Consider the following 13,581-nt stretch of genomic DNA (forward strand, 5'->3'; position numbering starts at 1 on the left):
GTCGACCTCTCTGTTACCGACCATCATCAGCGCATCAATGGCATCGCCACCATCTGCAAGGCTTGCAGGCCATCATCGTAGTGAATAACCTCGCGCATCCCCTGCTGCAAGAACTGATCCAGATAGGGTTTTTGAATGATGGCGCGGTCAATGCGCGGATCAGAACCCTGACTGTAGGCACCTATGGTGATGAGATCCCGGTTCTGCTGATAGAGGGAGTAGAACTGCTTGAGGGTGCGCGCCAGATCCATATGTTCCGGCGAAGTGACCATGGGCATGACCCGGCTGATGGATTTCTCGATATCGATAGCCGGATAGTGGCCCGCATCAGCCAGCTCGCGCGACAACACTATGTGGCCATCGAGGATGGCCCGCGCCGCATCGGCAATGGGATCTTGCAGGTCATCCCCCTCGGTCAGTACGGTGAAGAATGCCGTGATGGAGCCCTGACCGTCACTGCCGTTACCCGCCCGCTCCACCAGCGCCGGTAATTTGGCAAATACCGACGGCGGATAACCCTTGGTCGCCGGCGGCTCGCCCACCGCCAGCGCGATCTCACGCTGGGCCTGGGCATAACGGGTAAGAGAGTCCATCAAGAGCAACACGTTGAGCCCCTGATCGCGAAAATACTCGGCGATAGCCAGTGCCGTTTCACACCCCTTTAGACGCATCAGCGGCGAGGCGTCGGCGGGAGCCGCCACCACCACGGAGCGGGCTCGCCCCTCCTCTCCCAGAATGTCTTCGATAAACTCTTTTACTTCCCGGCCCCGTTCACCGATGAGGCCGACCACTACAACATCCGCCACCGAGCCGCGGGTCATCATGCCCAGCAGCACGGATTTACCGACACCTGAACCGGCAAACAGCCCCATCCGCTGGCCCTGACCCACCGTCAGCACGGCGTTGATGGCACGCACCCCCACGTCCATCGGCTGATGGATCGGGCGGCGAGAGAGCGGGTTGATACGGTGCTGGGCAAACTGCACGGTCTGGGAGGAGAGAATGGGGCCGAGGCCATCGAGTGGCTGACCGATGCCGTCGATGACCCGACCAAGCAGGTTCATCCCAACCGGAATGCCGTGCTCTTCGGTGATGGGCACTACCCGGGCACCGGGGATCACCCCTTTGAGCTGCTCGCTCGGCATCAGATAGAGGCGATCGCCAGAAAAACCGACCACTTCAGCCTCCAGCGTCCCATCAAGGGTAGCGATGCGGCAGAGGGCACCAATGGCGGCGCGGCAGCCGATGGCTTCGAGGGTCAACCCCACCACCCGGGTCAATTTGCCGGCGACCGGCGGTTTGGGGGCGCTGTCGCGTACCTTGTACCCTTGCAACCGGTTCAGTAGCGAGCCGCTCATCTGGCCTCCTGAGAGCTAAAAAGTGCAGCCGGACGGCAACGTCCAGCATCGGTTATGGGCGTGGATCCTGCGAAGCCGGTTTCTGCGACGCATTATCCCGCAAGAAGTTGCGCAGCAACTGATCGATGCGCCCGGAGAGGGTCAGATCGATGCTGGATAGCTCGGTCGCCAATTGCAGATCGCCGGGGGAGAGGGTGGGATCGCTCTGCAATCGCCAGTGGCGCTTGGCGCACTCGTCGGCGCCAAATGCCTGTTCGATTCGTGCAATATCGTCGGGATGCAGCATCAGGGTCACCCCCTGTTCGGCGGCGGGCAGCAAGGCCAGCCCCTCTTTAAGCGCCTCCAGCAAAATGCGAGGAGAGGTCTCCGCTTCGTGACGAATAAGCGCGCGGGCCAGTTGCATCACCAGCGAGACCAACTGCTGCTCCACCGCCAGATCCAGCTCGTTAAGCGGATTGGCAAGGCGCGCGGCGAGCCCCTGCCAGTGGGCGATCTCCTGCTCCACCAGCTCACGGCCCATGGCCAGCCCCTCCTCGCGCCCCTGTTCGAGACCGGCAGAGTGCCCCTGTTGCAATCCTTCCAGCTTGCCCTCTTCCATCCCCTTGGCATAACCGGACTCGCGCCCCTCAGCCATTCCCTCTTCCCAGGCAGCCTGACGGATCGCTTCCAGCTCTTCGGCGGTAATGCTGGGGGTCGGCTCCTGTTCGGGCTCAGGCTCCACCACCTCCTCTTCCTGCTGATACCAGTCAGGGGCCAGGCCGAGGGCATTGGTGGGCGCACCCGGCTCCACCTCGACGGCCATCTCGGGCCAGCCCCAGGTCTCTACCCGGGCATCATCGCCGTCGGGGCGCACATAACCACGCAGTTTGTTGTTCATGCTTCGCGCGGCTCCTCGCCACTGCCTGATGCGGGGTTGGCATCGCGATTCTGTTTATGGGCCATGGCTTAGAGGAACTCCTCGCCACCACCGGCACCCAGCATGATCTCGCCGGCATCCGCCAGACGGCGGGCGATGGAGAGGATCTCTTTCTGGGCGGCTTCCACTTCGGAGACCCGGATCGGCCCCATGGCCTCCAGATCGTCGGCCAGCATTTCGGCCGCCCGTTTGGACATGTTCTTGAAGATCTTCTCGCGCATCTGATCGTCGGAGCCCTTGAGGGCCCGTTGCAGCAGATCCCCCGGCACTTCCCGCAGCATGGTCTGGATGCCGCGATCGTCCACATCGATAAGGTTTTCGAACACGAACATCAAATCCTGGATCTGCTGGCTCATCTCTTCGTCCGACTCGCGGATGGAGTCCATCAGCTGGCCTTCGATATTGGTATCCAGGTAGTTCATGATGTTGGCAGCTGCCTTCAGGCCGCCCATCTTGGCTGCCTGGGCACCGGCCGCGCCGGCGAACTGTTTCTCCATGATGTCGTTCAACTCTTGCAGTGCCGCCGGTTGCACCTCTTCGAGGTTGGCGATCCGCATCACCAGATCGAGGCGCACCTGCTCCGGGAACTGGCTCAGGATCTCGGCGGACTGCTCCGGCTCCAGATAGGAGAGCACGATGGTCTGGATCTGCGGGTGTTCGTTCTGGATGATGCTGGCCACCTGACGGGCATCCATCCACTTGAGCGAATCGAGGCCACGGGCACCGGAACCGAGAATGATCTGGTCCACCAGGTTGCTCGCCTTGTCCTCGCCAAGGGCCGCCACCAGCGCCTTGCGCACGAAGTCTTCGCTGCCGATACCGATGTTGGTGTACTTCTGGATATCGTCGATGAATTGACGATGCACCGCCGCCACCCGATCGTGACTGAAGTCGGACATGGAGGCCATCGACATACCGAGCCGCTGCACCTGCTTGGGCTCGAGATGACGGAAGATCTGGGCGGCATCCTCTTCATTGAGGCTCAGCATCAACACCGCAGCCATCTCCATCCCCGACATCTGGTCGAGGATCTGGCGCTGACTGTCGGTGATGTCATTGCCGGTGACTTGACTCTTCTTTTCTTCAGGCATCTTTGTTCGTTACCCATTCTTTAATGACCTGAGCGGCCAGATCCGGCTCGTTCGCCACCAGCGCACGTACCGCCTTGAGCAAGTCTTCGTCACGGTGCAGATCCGGCAGTTTCAGCTGGCCATCGCGTACACCAAATACCTGATCGTTCTCGACTTGTGCTGACAGCAGACTCAACTCGTCGTCGCCACCCAGTACGGTGTGGTTGTCGAAATCCACTTCCCCTTCCGGTTTGGCATCCGGATAGAGCAGTCGCTTGAGCATGGGGCGAACCACGGTGACGATCAAGACGATGATCACCAGTACCGAGGCGGCGATGCGCACCGCACGCCAGAACCAGGGCTGATCGTAGAGCGGCACCTCGGCCACGGTATCCAGCTCTGGGCGATTGAACGGAATCGCGACCACCTCAAGGGTATCACCCCGGGTCACATCAAAGCCAAGGCCACCGCTCAGCAAACGGCGCAATGTATCGAGTTCTGCCTGGGTGCGCGCCTCACGGGTCACGGCCCCGTCGGCACCGGGCACCGCCTTGTAATCCACGGCAACCGAGACGGTCATACGGCGAATGCCCCCCATCTGGCGACGGGTATGGCTGACGGTGGTATCCAGCTCGAAGTTGCGAGTCGCCTCTTTGCGGGAACGGCCAGAAGCGGCAGCGCTGGCACCATCACCACCGGTCGCCTCCTCGGGAATATTGGAGGCGGCAGGGGGCTGGTTGGAGAGTGCACCAGGCACACCACCGTTGCTGCCGCTGGCGCTGTTCTCTTCCATGGTCATCTCGGAGCGCACAGCAGGCAGGTCCGGGTTGTAAGTCTTGCGGGTCTGCTCCTGCTGGGAGAAGTCGAGGGAGAGATCCACTTCCGCCGTATAGTTGTCGGCCCCCAGCACCGGGATCAGGATGGCGTCAATTTTTTGTTTGTACTCCAGCTCCTGCTTCTGCTGCATGGCAAACTCTTTGCGAGTCTGGGCCGAGATCGGGTCTTGCGAGCCGGAGTTGAGCAGACGGCCATTCTGGTCGGTGACGGTGACGCGGGTCGGCTCAAGGCCATGTACAGCAGAGGCAACCATATCGACGATCGAGTCCACCTCCCCCTGCCCCAGCGCCGCCCCTTTCAGGTTGAGCACCACGGTGGCACTGGGTTTGCGTTCGTTGCGGGCAAACACGTTGTCTTTCGGGATAGCCAGCAGCACCTGGGCCTTGGCCACATTCTGGAACTGCTCGATGGCGCTCGCCAGTTGACGCTCGCGGCTCAGCTTCAGACGTTCGCTCTCCATCCGCTGGCTGACGCCGAAACTGGAATCTTTCAGCAGGATATCTTCACCACCGATGTTGCTATCGGTGGCATTGGCAAGACCGGCACGGGTCAGGGCCAGCTGGATAGTGGGGTAGCTTTCGGCGTTGACCAGCACGCTCTTGCCATCCACCTCGTAGGGGATCTTCTGCTGATCGAGGAAATCGAGAGTCTTCACCAGCTCCTGGGTGGTGTAGGTGCCGAGCGGACGCATATCCGGCTCCTTGCCCCACAGCAGGATAAACACCGCAATGGCCAGACAGATGGCAAGCCCCAGGATCAGGGTGATTTGCCGCAGTACATCGGTATTGGACAGGAATCCCAGCGCCGAACTCTTCTGCTCATTTTCATCGAGGGCGGCGGTGCCCTCATCGTTTATCAGCAGATCGCCGTTTTGGTCAGTAGCCACGATTTATGTCCTTATTGCTGACATGTTCATGATGTTCAGTAATCACTTATACCGGCATGTTCATGATGGTCTTGTAGGCATCGACCATCTTGTTACGCACCTGTACCGTGGCTTCAAAAGCGATGGACGATTTTTGGCCCGCGATCATCACCTCGGCCAGATCCACCGACTTGTCGCCCATATCGAAACGGGTGCGCAGATCATTGGCGGCGCCTTGCAGCTCGTTGACATTGCCAAGCGCCTGTTGCAGCAGCAGACCAAAGTCGGAGGTTACCTGACGACCGGGTTGTGCCAGCGGCGTTGCGCCTGCTTCGATCTTGAGCACCTGCATCTCTTGCATCAGGCTGCTTGCACTAATTTCCATTTTCTATCCCCAGACAAATCATTGACGCTGATTGGCTTAAAGCAATAAAAGTGCCAATCAGGTAAAATGCTTTCAATCCAAGGGCTGGGGGGATGGATGAGGAGCTTGCATCACTCAAGGCCGCGGTACGCTCCCCTCACCAAATAACAACCTCAGATAGCTAAGATGCAGATCGTAATGTTCTCCGGCGGGTAATTTGACCAACACTTCGTTGTAAAGGTAACCCGCTCGGCTCGCAGCCAGATCGGGTGAGATCAATCCCTCTGCCACCAGTTTGGCGACGATGGCCTCCGCCAGAGCCATCGTCGCCTCATCGGCCTGCCCCCAGCCAAAATGCCCCTGGTATTCAGCCCCTGACGGGCTGGGGTCGAGGGGAAAGACCTGCTCCCCCTTGACCCAAAAGACCATGGGAATACCATCCTGCTGACGCAGATAGATACTCTGTTTGTCCCACTCTCGACCAGGGCTCATCTCCATCCCACCCGGTTCTGTTGCTTGTACCATGCCACTCTCCTTGTCCTGTTGCTAAAGCTTGTTTGCGCCCACGAAAAAGAGGGCTACGGGCCCTCTTTTTACTGCAAGTTGCTGCGTTTAAACAGACAACAACTCACTGTGAATAAAGAAAAACTGACGATCGCTCAAAGCATGATCAATTACTGGGTCAGATCCTTGTCAATCCAGTACTTGGAACCGGAGATATTGGCATCAAGCAGCAAGCCCTTCTCACCAATCTGGTAGATGGCCATGCCGCCGTTGTATTTGGCGGTCAGCTCGGCGCTCTCCTTGCCGGCCACCACGCCCACTTCGGAGGTGGCTTCCCACCCTTGGGTTACAAAGGCATCGAATCTGGCCTTGTCTTCAAACAGGATCACCTGCTGATAGAACTTGCCGCCAATCCCGGCCGCCAGCCCCGCACCAAACATCTTCATATAGGTGTGCTTGCCGGTTTTGCGATTGACCGCCACCCCGGCCCCCTGATTGGTATGCAGCATCAGAGAGAACTTGCGCGAATCGAACACCGCATAGCCATAAGCCTTGTCAAACAGCAACTTGGCCGAGGGTTGCTCGTTGAACAGCCGCACCAGTGCGGTATCTGCCATGGTGTTGAGGGCCAGCCGGGCCTCTTTAGCCGTTTTGGGGTTGAGCATCTCGTCGAGCTTTTTATCGGCCGCCTTCAGCCACTCCTTGCCGGTCGCGATGCTCTTGTCAGTCCAGACCCCAGCGGTATTGAAGGCATCCTCTCCCCAGGCCGAGATGGAAGCCCAGCTCTTCTTGGAGAAATCGCTGACGTCCTGCCACACCTCCTTGCTGGTCTCGCTCACTGCCGCTCCCAGATCCGACGCTGCGGCCTTGAGCTTGGCCCAGTCGGCATAACAGGGTGAGAAGGCCAGACTCAGTGACAGGGCCAGCAACCAGTTACGCTTGTTCATTTTTTCACTCCCGTATTGTCGAGTGTCTGGGTTACCTGGTGCGATCACCTACAACAGGCTACCCGCTGAAAATCACTCCCGCATTATCGGAAGGGGAATCCGGTTAAGCAATCATTGAGTCCTGTTTATACCGCCACAGCCCGACAGCAGTTAACAAAAAGGCTGCTCATCAAAGAGGAGCAGCCTTGTTAAGCACAGTAAAACCGGACGGGCTTATTCGACCATCATCACCTTGCAGGTGTTAGTACTGCCCACGGTTTCCATCTTGTCACCGTGAGTCAGCAGCACCATGTCGCCGCTTTGCAGCAGCTCCTTCTCCTTGAGCACGGCCAGCGCGTCGCGGCACACTTCGTAGACCGGTTTGGTCTCGTCACCGTCAAACATCACTGGGGTAACACCACGGTAGAGGTTGGTCCAGGCCAGGGTCTTGTTGTGGGGGGACATGGCGAAGATCGGCAGACCTGAGCTGATACGGGACATCAGCAGCGGAGTGGTGCCGGACTCGGTCAACGCCACGATCGCCTTCACCCCTTCCAGGTGGTTGGCCGCATACATGGTGGACATGGCTACAGCTTCTTCAACAGAAGTGAAGGTGTAGCTCATGCGGTGGTTGGAGACGTTCAGGCTCGGGTGCTTCTCGGCACCGACACAGACGCTCGCCATGGAGGTCACGGTCTCGATGGGGAACTGACCGGCGGCAGTCTCGGCAGAGAGCATCACCGCATCGGTACCATCCAGCACTGCGTTGGCCACGTCCATGACCTCTGCACGAGTCGGCAGCGGCGCATTGATCATCGACTCCATCATCTGGGTCGCGGTGATCACCACGCGGTTCAAACGACGGGAGTGGCGGATCAACTTCTTCTGTACGCCAACCAGCTCGGGGTCACCGATCTCGACACCCAGATCGCCACGGGCAACCATCACGGCATCGGAACCGAGGATGATGTCTTCCATCGCCTCATCAGTGGCGACGGTTTCGGCGCGCTCAACCTTGGCCACGATCTTGGCATTGGAACCGGCTTCGCGGGCCAGCTCGCGGGCGTAGCGCAGATCATCGCCACAGCGCGGGAAGGAGACAGCCAGATAGTCCACATTCATGCGGGCAGCAGTCTTGATGTCTTCCTTGTCCTTCTCGGTCAGGGCCGGAGCGGAGAGACCCCCCCCTTTCTTGTTGATGCCCTTGTTGTTGGAGAGCGGCCCGGCCACGGTCACCGTGGTGTGAATGCGGGTGCCTTCAACCTGCTCGACCTTCAGCTGTACACGGCCATCGTCCAGCAGCAGGATGTCGCCCTGTACCACATCGTCTGGCAGGCTCTTGTAATCGATGCCAACCTGCTCCTGGCAACCTTCACCCTTGCCGAGTGCCGCGTCGAGAATGAACTTGTCACCGATGGCCAGATAGATTTTGCCATCCTTGAAAGTGGAAACTCGGATTTTCGGGCCTTGCAGATCACCCATGATGGCAACGTGACGACCGAGCTTGGCAGCAATGTCACGCACCTGATTGGCGCGCAGGATATGGTCTTCAGCAGTGCCGTGAGAGAAGTTCATCCGCACCATGTCGGCCCCGGCGCGGATGATCCCTTCGAGGATCCCTTCGCGGTCGGTAGCCGGACCGAGTGTGGTTACAATCTTTGTACGTCTAGGCATGAAAGACTCCAATATGAAGTTGATATGACTTGAGATTCTGCCCCATCAAGCCCATGGCTCGATGCACCCGTTTGCAAACCATCTGGGTGGTTTTTGTTATTAAATTACAATACTACACCAAGGCGGGTGGCATAGACAGTCGGGGGCCGGAGCCCCCGACGGTTCAGGAAGAGTGCGGGGTTTCGAAGCGGGATTCGCGCAATCCCTCTTTCACTTTCTTCAGATTTTCGCGAAATTTCATCCCCCGGCGCAGGGTAAAACCGGTCGCCAGCACATCCACCAGCGCCAGCTGGGCGATGCGGGATGCCATCGGCATATAGACATCGGTATCTTCCGGCACATCCATGGAGAGCACCAGATTGCACTCGCGGGCCAGCGGGGAGTCCTTGGCGGTCATGCCGATCACGGTGGCGTCGTTCTCGCGGGCCAGCGCGGCGATTTCGACCAGCGCCTTGGTGCGGCCGGTGTGGGAAATAAGTACCACCACATCCCCTTCGCTGCTGTTGATGCAGCTCATGCGCATCATGACGATATCGTCAAAGCTCACTACCGGAATGTTGAAGCGAAAGAATTTGTTCTGGGCATCGCGGGCAACGGCGGAGGAGGCGCCAAGGCCGAAGAAGCTGATCTTCTTGGACTGGGTCAGGATATCGACGCAGCGGTTGATGGCAGAGATATCCAGGCTGTTTTTGGCGGCATCCAGACAGGCCATGGTGGATTCGAAAATCTTGGCGGTGTAGGTATCGGGCCCATCTTCCGCTTCCACATGACGATTTACGTAAGGGGTGCCATTGGCCAGGCTCTGGGCCAGATGGAGTTTGAAATCAGGAAAGCCCTTGGTATCGAGACGGCGGCAAAAGCGGTTGACGGTCGGTTCACTGACGTCGGCCATCTTGGCCAGAGCAGCGATGCTGGAGTGGATGGCGGTCTGGGGAGACGCCAGGATCACCTCGGCAACCTTGCGTTCTGATTTACTGAAACTTTCCAAGTTGTTCGTAATTTTATCAAGGGTATTCATCATCACCACCAGGCGTTTTTGTAATTTAGCTTCAGTGTCTTTGCACTCAATCTACGGCTAAGCAAGTTTCCATTCAAGCTAAGGACTATACAAGACAAGCGGTTATCGCAACTAACGCCTGCCATACAAAGTATGACTCATCTCTAATTATTTCGTACTTTTCGTTACAAAACGTCACCTAGCCATGAAAGCGCTTACAAATGTTGCAAAGCAACAACACTGTGAGCAGGCGCACGTTTGTATCGATCCGGCGGGTGAGCAAGCCTGAGCTCGGATAGAATGGGCCGTCATAATCCAACAATAATCTCGGGACACCAGAGTCGTCCCCATCCTGTAACGAAGGAGTTGTTATGCAGCATACCCATGCGCTGGTCGGCGATGTCGGCGGCACCAATGCGCGTCTGGCCCTGTGTGAGCTGGCCACCGGTACTATCTCTCAGGCAAAGACCTACTCAGGTCTGGCCCATCCCAGCCTTGAAGCCGTGGTACGCCTCTATCTGGAGGAACACAAGGTACAGGTGGCTGAAGCCTGCATCGCCATCGCCTGCCCCATCAACGGTGACTGGGTTGCCATGACCAACCACAGCTGGGAGTTCTCCATCAGCGAGATGCAGAGCAATCTCGGGCTGGCGCGCCTGCAAGTGATCAACGACTTTACTGCGGTCTCGATGGCGGTGCCGGTATTGGCTGAATCGGATCGCATCCAGCTTGGCGGCGCCGCGCCGGTAGCGGGCAAGCCCATCGCCATCTATGGTGCGGGCACCGGCCTTGGGGTCGCCCATCTGGTCAAGGCGGGCGACCAGTGGCTGAGCCTGCCGGGTGAAGGTGGTCATGTGGATTTTGCTGCCAACAGCGAAGAGGAAGATGCGGTACTGCAAGTAATGCGAGGCGAATTGGGCCATGTCTCGGCAGAGCGTTTCCTCTCCGGCCCGGGTCTGGTCAATCTCTATCGCGGGCTGGTGAAATCCGATGGCCGTGAGCCCGAACCGTTTGCCCCCAAAGACATTACCGAGCGCGCACTGGCCGGGGAATGCCTCGATTGCCGTCGCACCCTGAGCCTGTTCTGCGTGCTGATGGGCCGCTTTGCCGGCAATCTGGCCCTCAATATGGGTACCTTTGGCGGCGTCTATATCGCAGGTGGCATAGTGCCGCGCTTCCAGGAGTTCTTTACCGGTTCCGGTTTCCGGGTCGCCTTTGAAGACAAGGGGCGCTTCAAGTCCTACCTCAAGGAGATCCCGGTGTTTCTGATCACCCATGAAGGGCCGGGGCTGCTCGGTGCGGGCGCTTACTTGCGCCAGTCGATGGGGATCACTATCTGATTGAAGAGGGGAACGAGGCGGGATGATCCATGGTTCAGCCTCGATTCAGTGTGAATGGCATAAAGTAGCCGCACGTAACCAAGAGTGTTGTGCTTCACAAGGAGTGGAAAGCGACTCTCATCCGCTGGATACGTTTGTCACCTGACAAGCCTGAACTGTTTCAACCGGCCTTTTGGCCGGTTTTTTTTATGTCTGACATCCGGGATTACTGGGCCAGCGCCTTCAACTGCGCCTTGTCTGGCGGATTGTTCCAGTCGATGGGACCGTGGGTAAAACGGTACTGCAACCGTGGCAGGCTGGTCTCCAGCCACTCTTCCCGAAAATAGGCATAACCCTGATCCCAATCCGGATCATTGGCCCAACCGCTCTGCAGGAAGTAGAGGCGAGTGCCCTGCCCTTCCGGCACAAATCGCAGGCAAACCTGGGTCTTTTGCTGGCGGATATGGGGTAGGCTGGGCGGGAAATTCCAGCTGAAACTGAGCAGGTCATAGGGCATGACGGCCATGACCCGGCACCCTTCGCTGCCACGTTCACCCAGCGGGGCATCAGGCCTGAAGTAGATCTCGAAAGGACCATTCGGTTCGGCCACCATCAAACATTCGGGAGCCAGAAAACTGCGCAGACCGCTTTCGGTAGTCCAGGCGTGCCAGACATCGTCTATGTGCGCCGGAACAAAAATGTTGCCTTCAATCAGTTTATTGTCCATAAATCAGCGATCCTCAAGCCATCCATACAAGGGACTCCGGCAGTATAGCCCCATGGCAAATACAATGGACAGTGCTTAATCACCCCCTTGTCATTTGCATCGATTAACCTGCCGCTGTGCAGCTGCCTCAATGAACATTGGCTTGATCCGGGAGGTCATCATGATCCGGCTCATGGAAGAACATGACATTCCCCAACTGGCCCGGCTGTTTTTAAAGAGCCGCCGCCACACCTTTCACTGGGTCGATCCCGCCCGTTTCCAACTCGAGGATTTCGAAGCGCAGACCAAAGGTGAACAGGTGTGGGTAGCCGAACAGGGGGGCAATATCTGCGGCTTTATCGCCATCTGGCAGCCCGATCACTTCGTCCATCACCTCTATGTGTCAAGCGACTGGCACGGTCAGGGGATAGGACGCGCCCTGCTGGAGCGGGGCCTCGCTGATTCGCCGCACGGCTCGCTCAAGGTCGCGACCCGCAACACGGCGGCAGTAGCCTTCTACCATCGGCTGGGCTGGCAAAACAGTGATGAGACAGGCCACTGCGAGGTCACCGGCCCCTGGTGCAAGTTGCTTAGAAACTAGCGGGACGCCCGGCACCTGCGCTTTGTGGCTGAACAGGCACCAGCGGTGCCGGGGGGAAGAACCAGCGGTAGAGATCGAACCAGCCATCTCGCTGGGCAATCACGACCTCGTGCACCGGATCGCGCTGGAAGATCGCCACCTTGTTTTCAGTCAGCGGCACCCAGGCATAGTTGACCAGCGCATATTGCGACTGGATCAGGTTGTACTCATTGAGATAGGAGTCATCGTTACCCGATTCGTGCAGTTGGGTACGACTGTCGATGAGGTAAACAAGCTGGTTGAAGAAGGTAAGTTGAAAACCGGTCACCCGCCACTTCTCCCTGGTCGCCTCCTCCTCTTCGATCACGGTGATTTTGCCCCAGCGGCACACCCCGTGATAGTTGACTCCATTGGCTGACATTTTCAGGTCGTAATGACAGCCCAGACTGTTGATAAACATCCCGACCACAAACAGCAGCACGACAAGCAGTGGCAACAGCAGCAAGGTATTTTTCAGCGTTCGTTTCATCAGAGATCCCTTACAGCGTTTTTTCGAGCTCTTTATAGGAGAGCACGCGAACCTGGTGGCCGGAGACCAGCACCAGCGATGCCGGTTTGACTGGAGGCACGTCGCTCCGTGCCTCCATCTGGCAAACAACGCCGGTCGGCGAATCGGTGCAGTGCACATGGAGCCACTCGAAATGGAGATAGCTGGCGACAAACACCACCAGCACAGCCAGTAGCAGATTGACGTACATCAGGCCCCTTGCCAGCATTGGCCGCCCGATACCGCTGAGAAAGGCAAGTTTGGCGCGCTCACCAAAAGAACGGGGAGCCGCAGGCTCTTTGATGACCTCGTGGTCGGAGCTTGGTGATGTCGACGGTGGCTGCGCAGCCGCTGCAGGCGTGGGCTCGCTCATCGGCTCGGGCAAGGGCTCACTCTCTGTTGGCAGTGCCTTGCCGTAATAGCTCTTCATCTTGCAGTTCAGATGCAGGGAGTACCCTTTTTTCGGGGTGCTTCTGATATCCAGCGTCTGGGGGGATGAGGCGAAGTGGCGGCGAATATTGGCGATAGCCACGTTCAGGGAGTTGGGGCTGATGGGGCGACCCAACCAGCCGATTTCGAGCAACAGATCCTTGTCGCACACCTCGTCATGGTGATCGAGCAGATAGCTGAAAATGAGGCTCTCTGCGGATGACAAGCGCACCACCCGGGCGCTTTGCAAGTTGTCCTTGTCGGCACAGAAGATCAGCTCTCGCCTTTTGACATCAAAGACATAATCACCGAAGTGATAGGCTGATAAGTTATTGCCTGGCGCAACCCCGGTCATACCAACCACCTGTTATTTGCATTCATCATGAAGAAGATGGGATTCCACACCTGATAAAGCCAGATGGCGGCTCAGGACTTGCTGTAATTAAACGAAATTCTAAAGGGTCGGGATCAGCGGCACAATAGATGCAG

Annotated in this window: 13 protein-coding genes and 1 pseudogene; 2 read left to right on the forward strand and 12 right to left on the reverse strand. The window is 58.0% G+C overall.

Annotated elements, in window-relative coordinates; all coding sequences use genetic code 11:
• Positions 1 to 26: 26 nt before the first annotated feature.
• The 9 genes from fliI to DBR30_RS13450 all read right to left on the reverse strand — a co-directional run bounded on the left by fliI (position 27) and on the right by DBR30_RS13450 (position 9,532).
• Entirely contained in the window at positions 27 to 1,358 is a 1,332-nt protein-coding gene (gene fliI, locus DBR30_RS13410; RefSeq protein ID WP_108539640.1) for a flagellar protein export ATPase FliI, read from the reverse strand.
• A 52-nt stretch (positions 1,359 to 1,410) separates the two neighbouring features.
• Positions 1,411 to 2,235 carry a flagellar assembly protein FliH gene (fliH, locus tag DBR30_RS13415; protein WP_108539637.1) on the reverse strand — a complete coding sequence of 275 codons (825 nt, stop codon included), beginning with the start codon at positions 2,233 to 2,235 and terminating at the stop codon, positions 1,411 to 1,413.
• A gap of 68 nt (positions 2,236 to 2,303) precedes the next feature.
• Positions 2,304 to 3,365, reverse strand: coding sequence for a flagellar motor switch protein FliG (fliG, locus tag DBR30_RS13420; protein WP_005334749.1), 1,062 nt, complete (start codon positions 3,363 to 3,365; stop codon positions 2,304 to 2,306).
• A complete protein-coding gene (gene fliF / locus DBR30_RS13425) occupies positions 3,358 to 5,067 on the reverse strand; it encodes a flagellar basal-body MS-ring/collar protein FliF (RefSeq protein WP_005334750.1) in 1,710 nt (569 codons plus the stop codon). Before fliF ends, fliG begins: the two co-directional genes overlap by 8 nt.
• 46 nt (positions 5,068 to 5,113) lie before the next feature.
• Entirely contained in the window at positions 5,114 to 5,431 is a 318-nt protein-coding gene (gene fliE, locus DBR30_RS13430; protein ID WP_108541031.1) for a flagellar hook-basal body complex protein FliE, read from the reverse strand.
• A 114-nt stretch (positions 5,432 to 5,545) separates the two neighbouring features.
• Complete coding sequence (locus tag DBR30_RS13435; RefSeq protein WP_069555619.1) at positions 5,546 to 5,935, reverse strand: hypothetical protein; 390 nt, start codon at positions 5,933 to 5,935, stop codon at positions 5,546 to 5,548.
• A gap of 149 nt (positions 5,936 to 6,084) precedes the next feature.
• Positions 6,085 to 6,861 (reverse strand): beta cell expansion factor BefA, encoded by a 777-nt coding sequence (gene befA / locus DBR30_RS13440; protein ID WP_108541030.1) that lies wholly within the window; start codon positions 6,859 to 6,861, stop codon positions 6,085 to 6,087.
• Positions 6,862 to 7,074: 213 nt separating this feature from the next.
• A complete protein-coding gene (pyk, locus tag DBR30_RS13445) occupies positions 7,075 to 8,514 on the reverse strand; it encodes a pyruvate kinase (RefSeq protein WP_108588382.1) in 1,440 nt (479 codons plus the stop codon).
• A 163-nt stretch (positions 8,515 to 8,677) separates the two neighbouring features.
• Entirely contained in the window at positions 8,678 to 9,532 is an 855-nt protein-coding gene (locus DBR30_RS13450; RefSeq protein ID WP_005334759.1) for a MurR/RpiR family transcriptional regulator, read from the reverse strand.
• A gap of 347 nt (positions 9,533 to 9,879) precedes the next feature.
• On the opposite strand from DBR30_RS13450, the pseudogene glk reads away from it, so the two are divergent.
• Positions 9,880 to 10,851 (forward strand): annotated as a pseudogene (glk, locus tag DBR30_RS13455) (glucokinase); the annotation flags it as partial.
• A 205-nt stretch (positions 10,852 to 11,056) separates the two neighbouring features.
• Here glk and DBR30_RS13460 read toward each other — a convergent pair.
• Positions 11,057 to 11,557 carry an SRPBCC family protein gene (locus tag DBR30_RS13460; RefSeq protein WP_005334766.1) on the reverse strand — a complete coding sequence of 167 codons (501 nt, stop codon included), beginning with the start codon at positions 11,555 to 11,557 and terminating at the stop codon, positions 11,057 to 11,059.
• A gap of 160 nt (positions 11,558 to 11,717) precedes the next feature.
• On the opposite strand from DBR30_RS13460, the gene DBR30_RS13465 reads away from it, so the two are divergent.
• Positions 11,718 to 12,137, forward strand: a complete 420-nt coding sequence (locus tag DBR30_RS13465; protein ID WP_106842909.1) for a GNAT family N-acetyltransferase — start codon at positions 11,718 to 11,720, stop codon at positions 12,135 to 12,137.
• On the opposite strand, the gene DBR30_RS13470 is transcribed toward DBR30_RS13465, so the two are convergent.
• Together DBR30_RS13470 and DBR30_RS13475 are read right to left on the reverse strand one after the other, a co-directional pair.
• Complete coding sequence (locus DBR30_RS13470; protein ID WP_005353702.1) at positions 12,127 to 12,645, reverse strand: hypothetical protein; 519 nt, start codon at positions 12,643 to 12,645, stop codon at positions 12,127 to 12,129. The two genes, DBR30_RS13465 and DBR30_RS13470, sit on opposite strands and share 11 nt — an antisense overlap.
• A gap of 10 nt (positions 12,646 to 12,655) precedes the next feature.
• Positions 12,656 to 13,447, reverse strand: a complete 792-nt coding sequence (locus DBR30_RS13475; protein ID WP_108541028.1) for a winged helix-turn-helix domain-containing protein — start codon at positions 13,445 to 13,447, stop codon at positions 12,656 to 12,658.
• Positions 13,448 to 13,581 lie beyond the last annotated feature (134 nt).

The sequence above is a fragment of the Aeromonas sp. HMWF017 genome, from assembly GCF_003061465.1.
GTDB lineage: Bacteria > Pseudomonadota > Gammaproteobacteria > Enterobacterales > Aeromonadaceae > Aeromonas > Aeromonas veronii.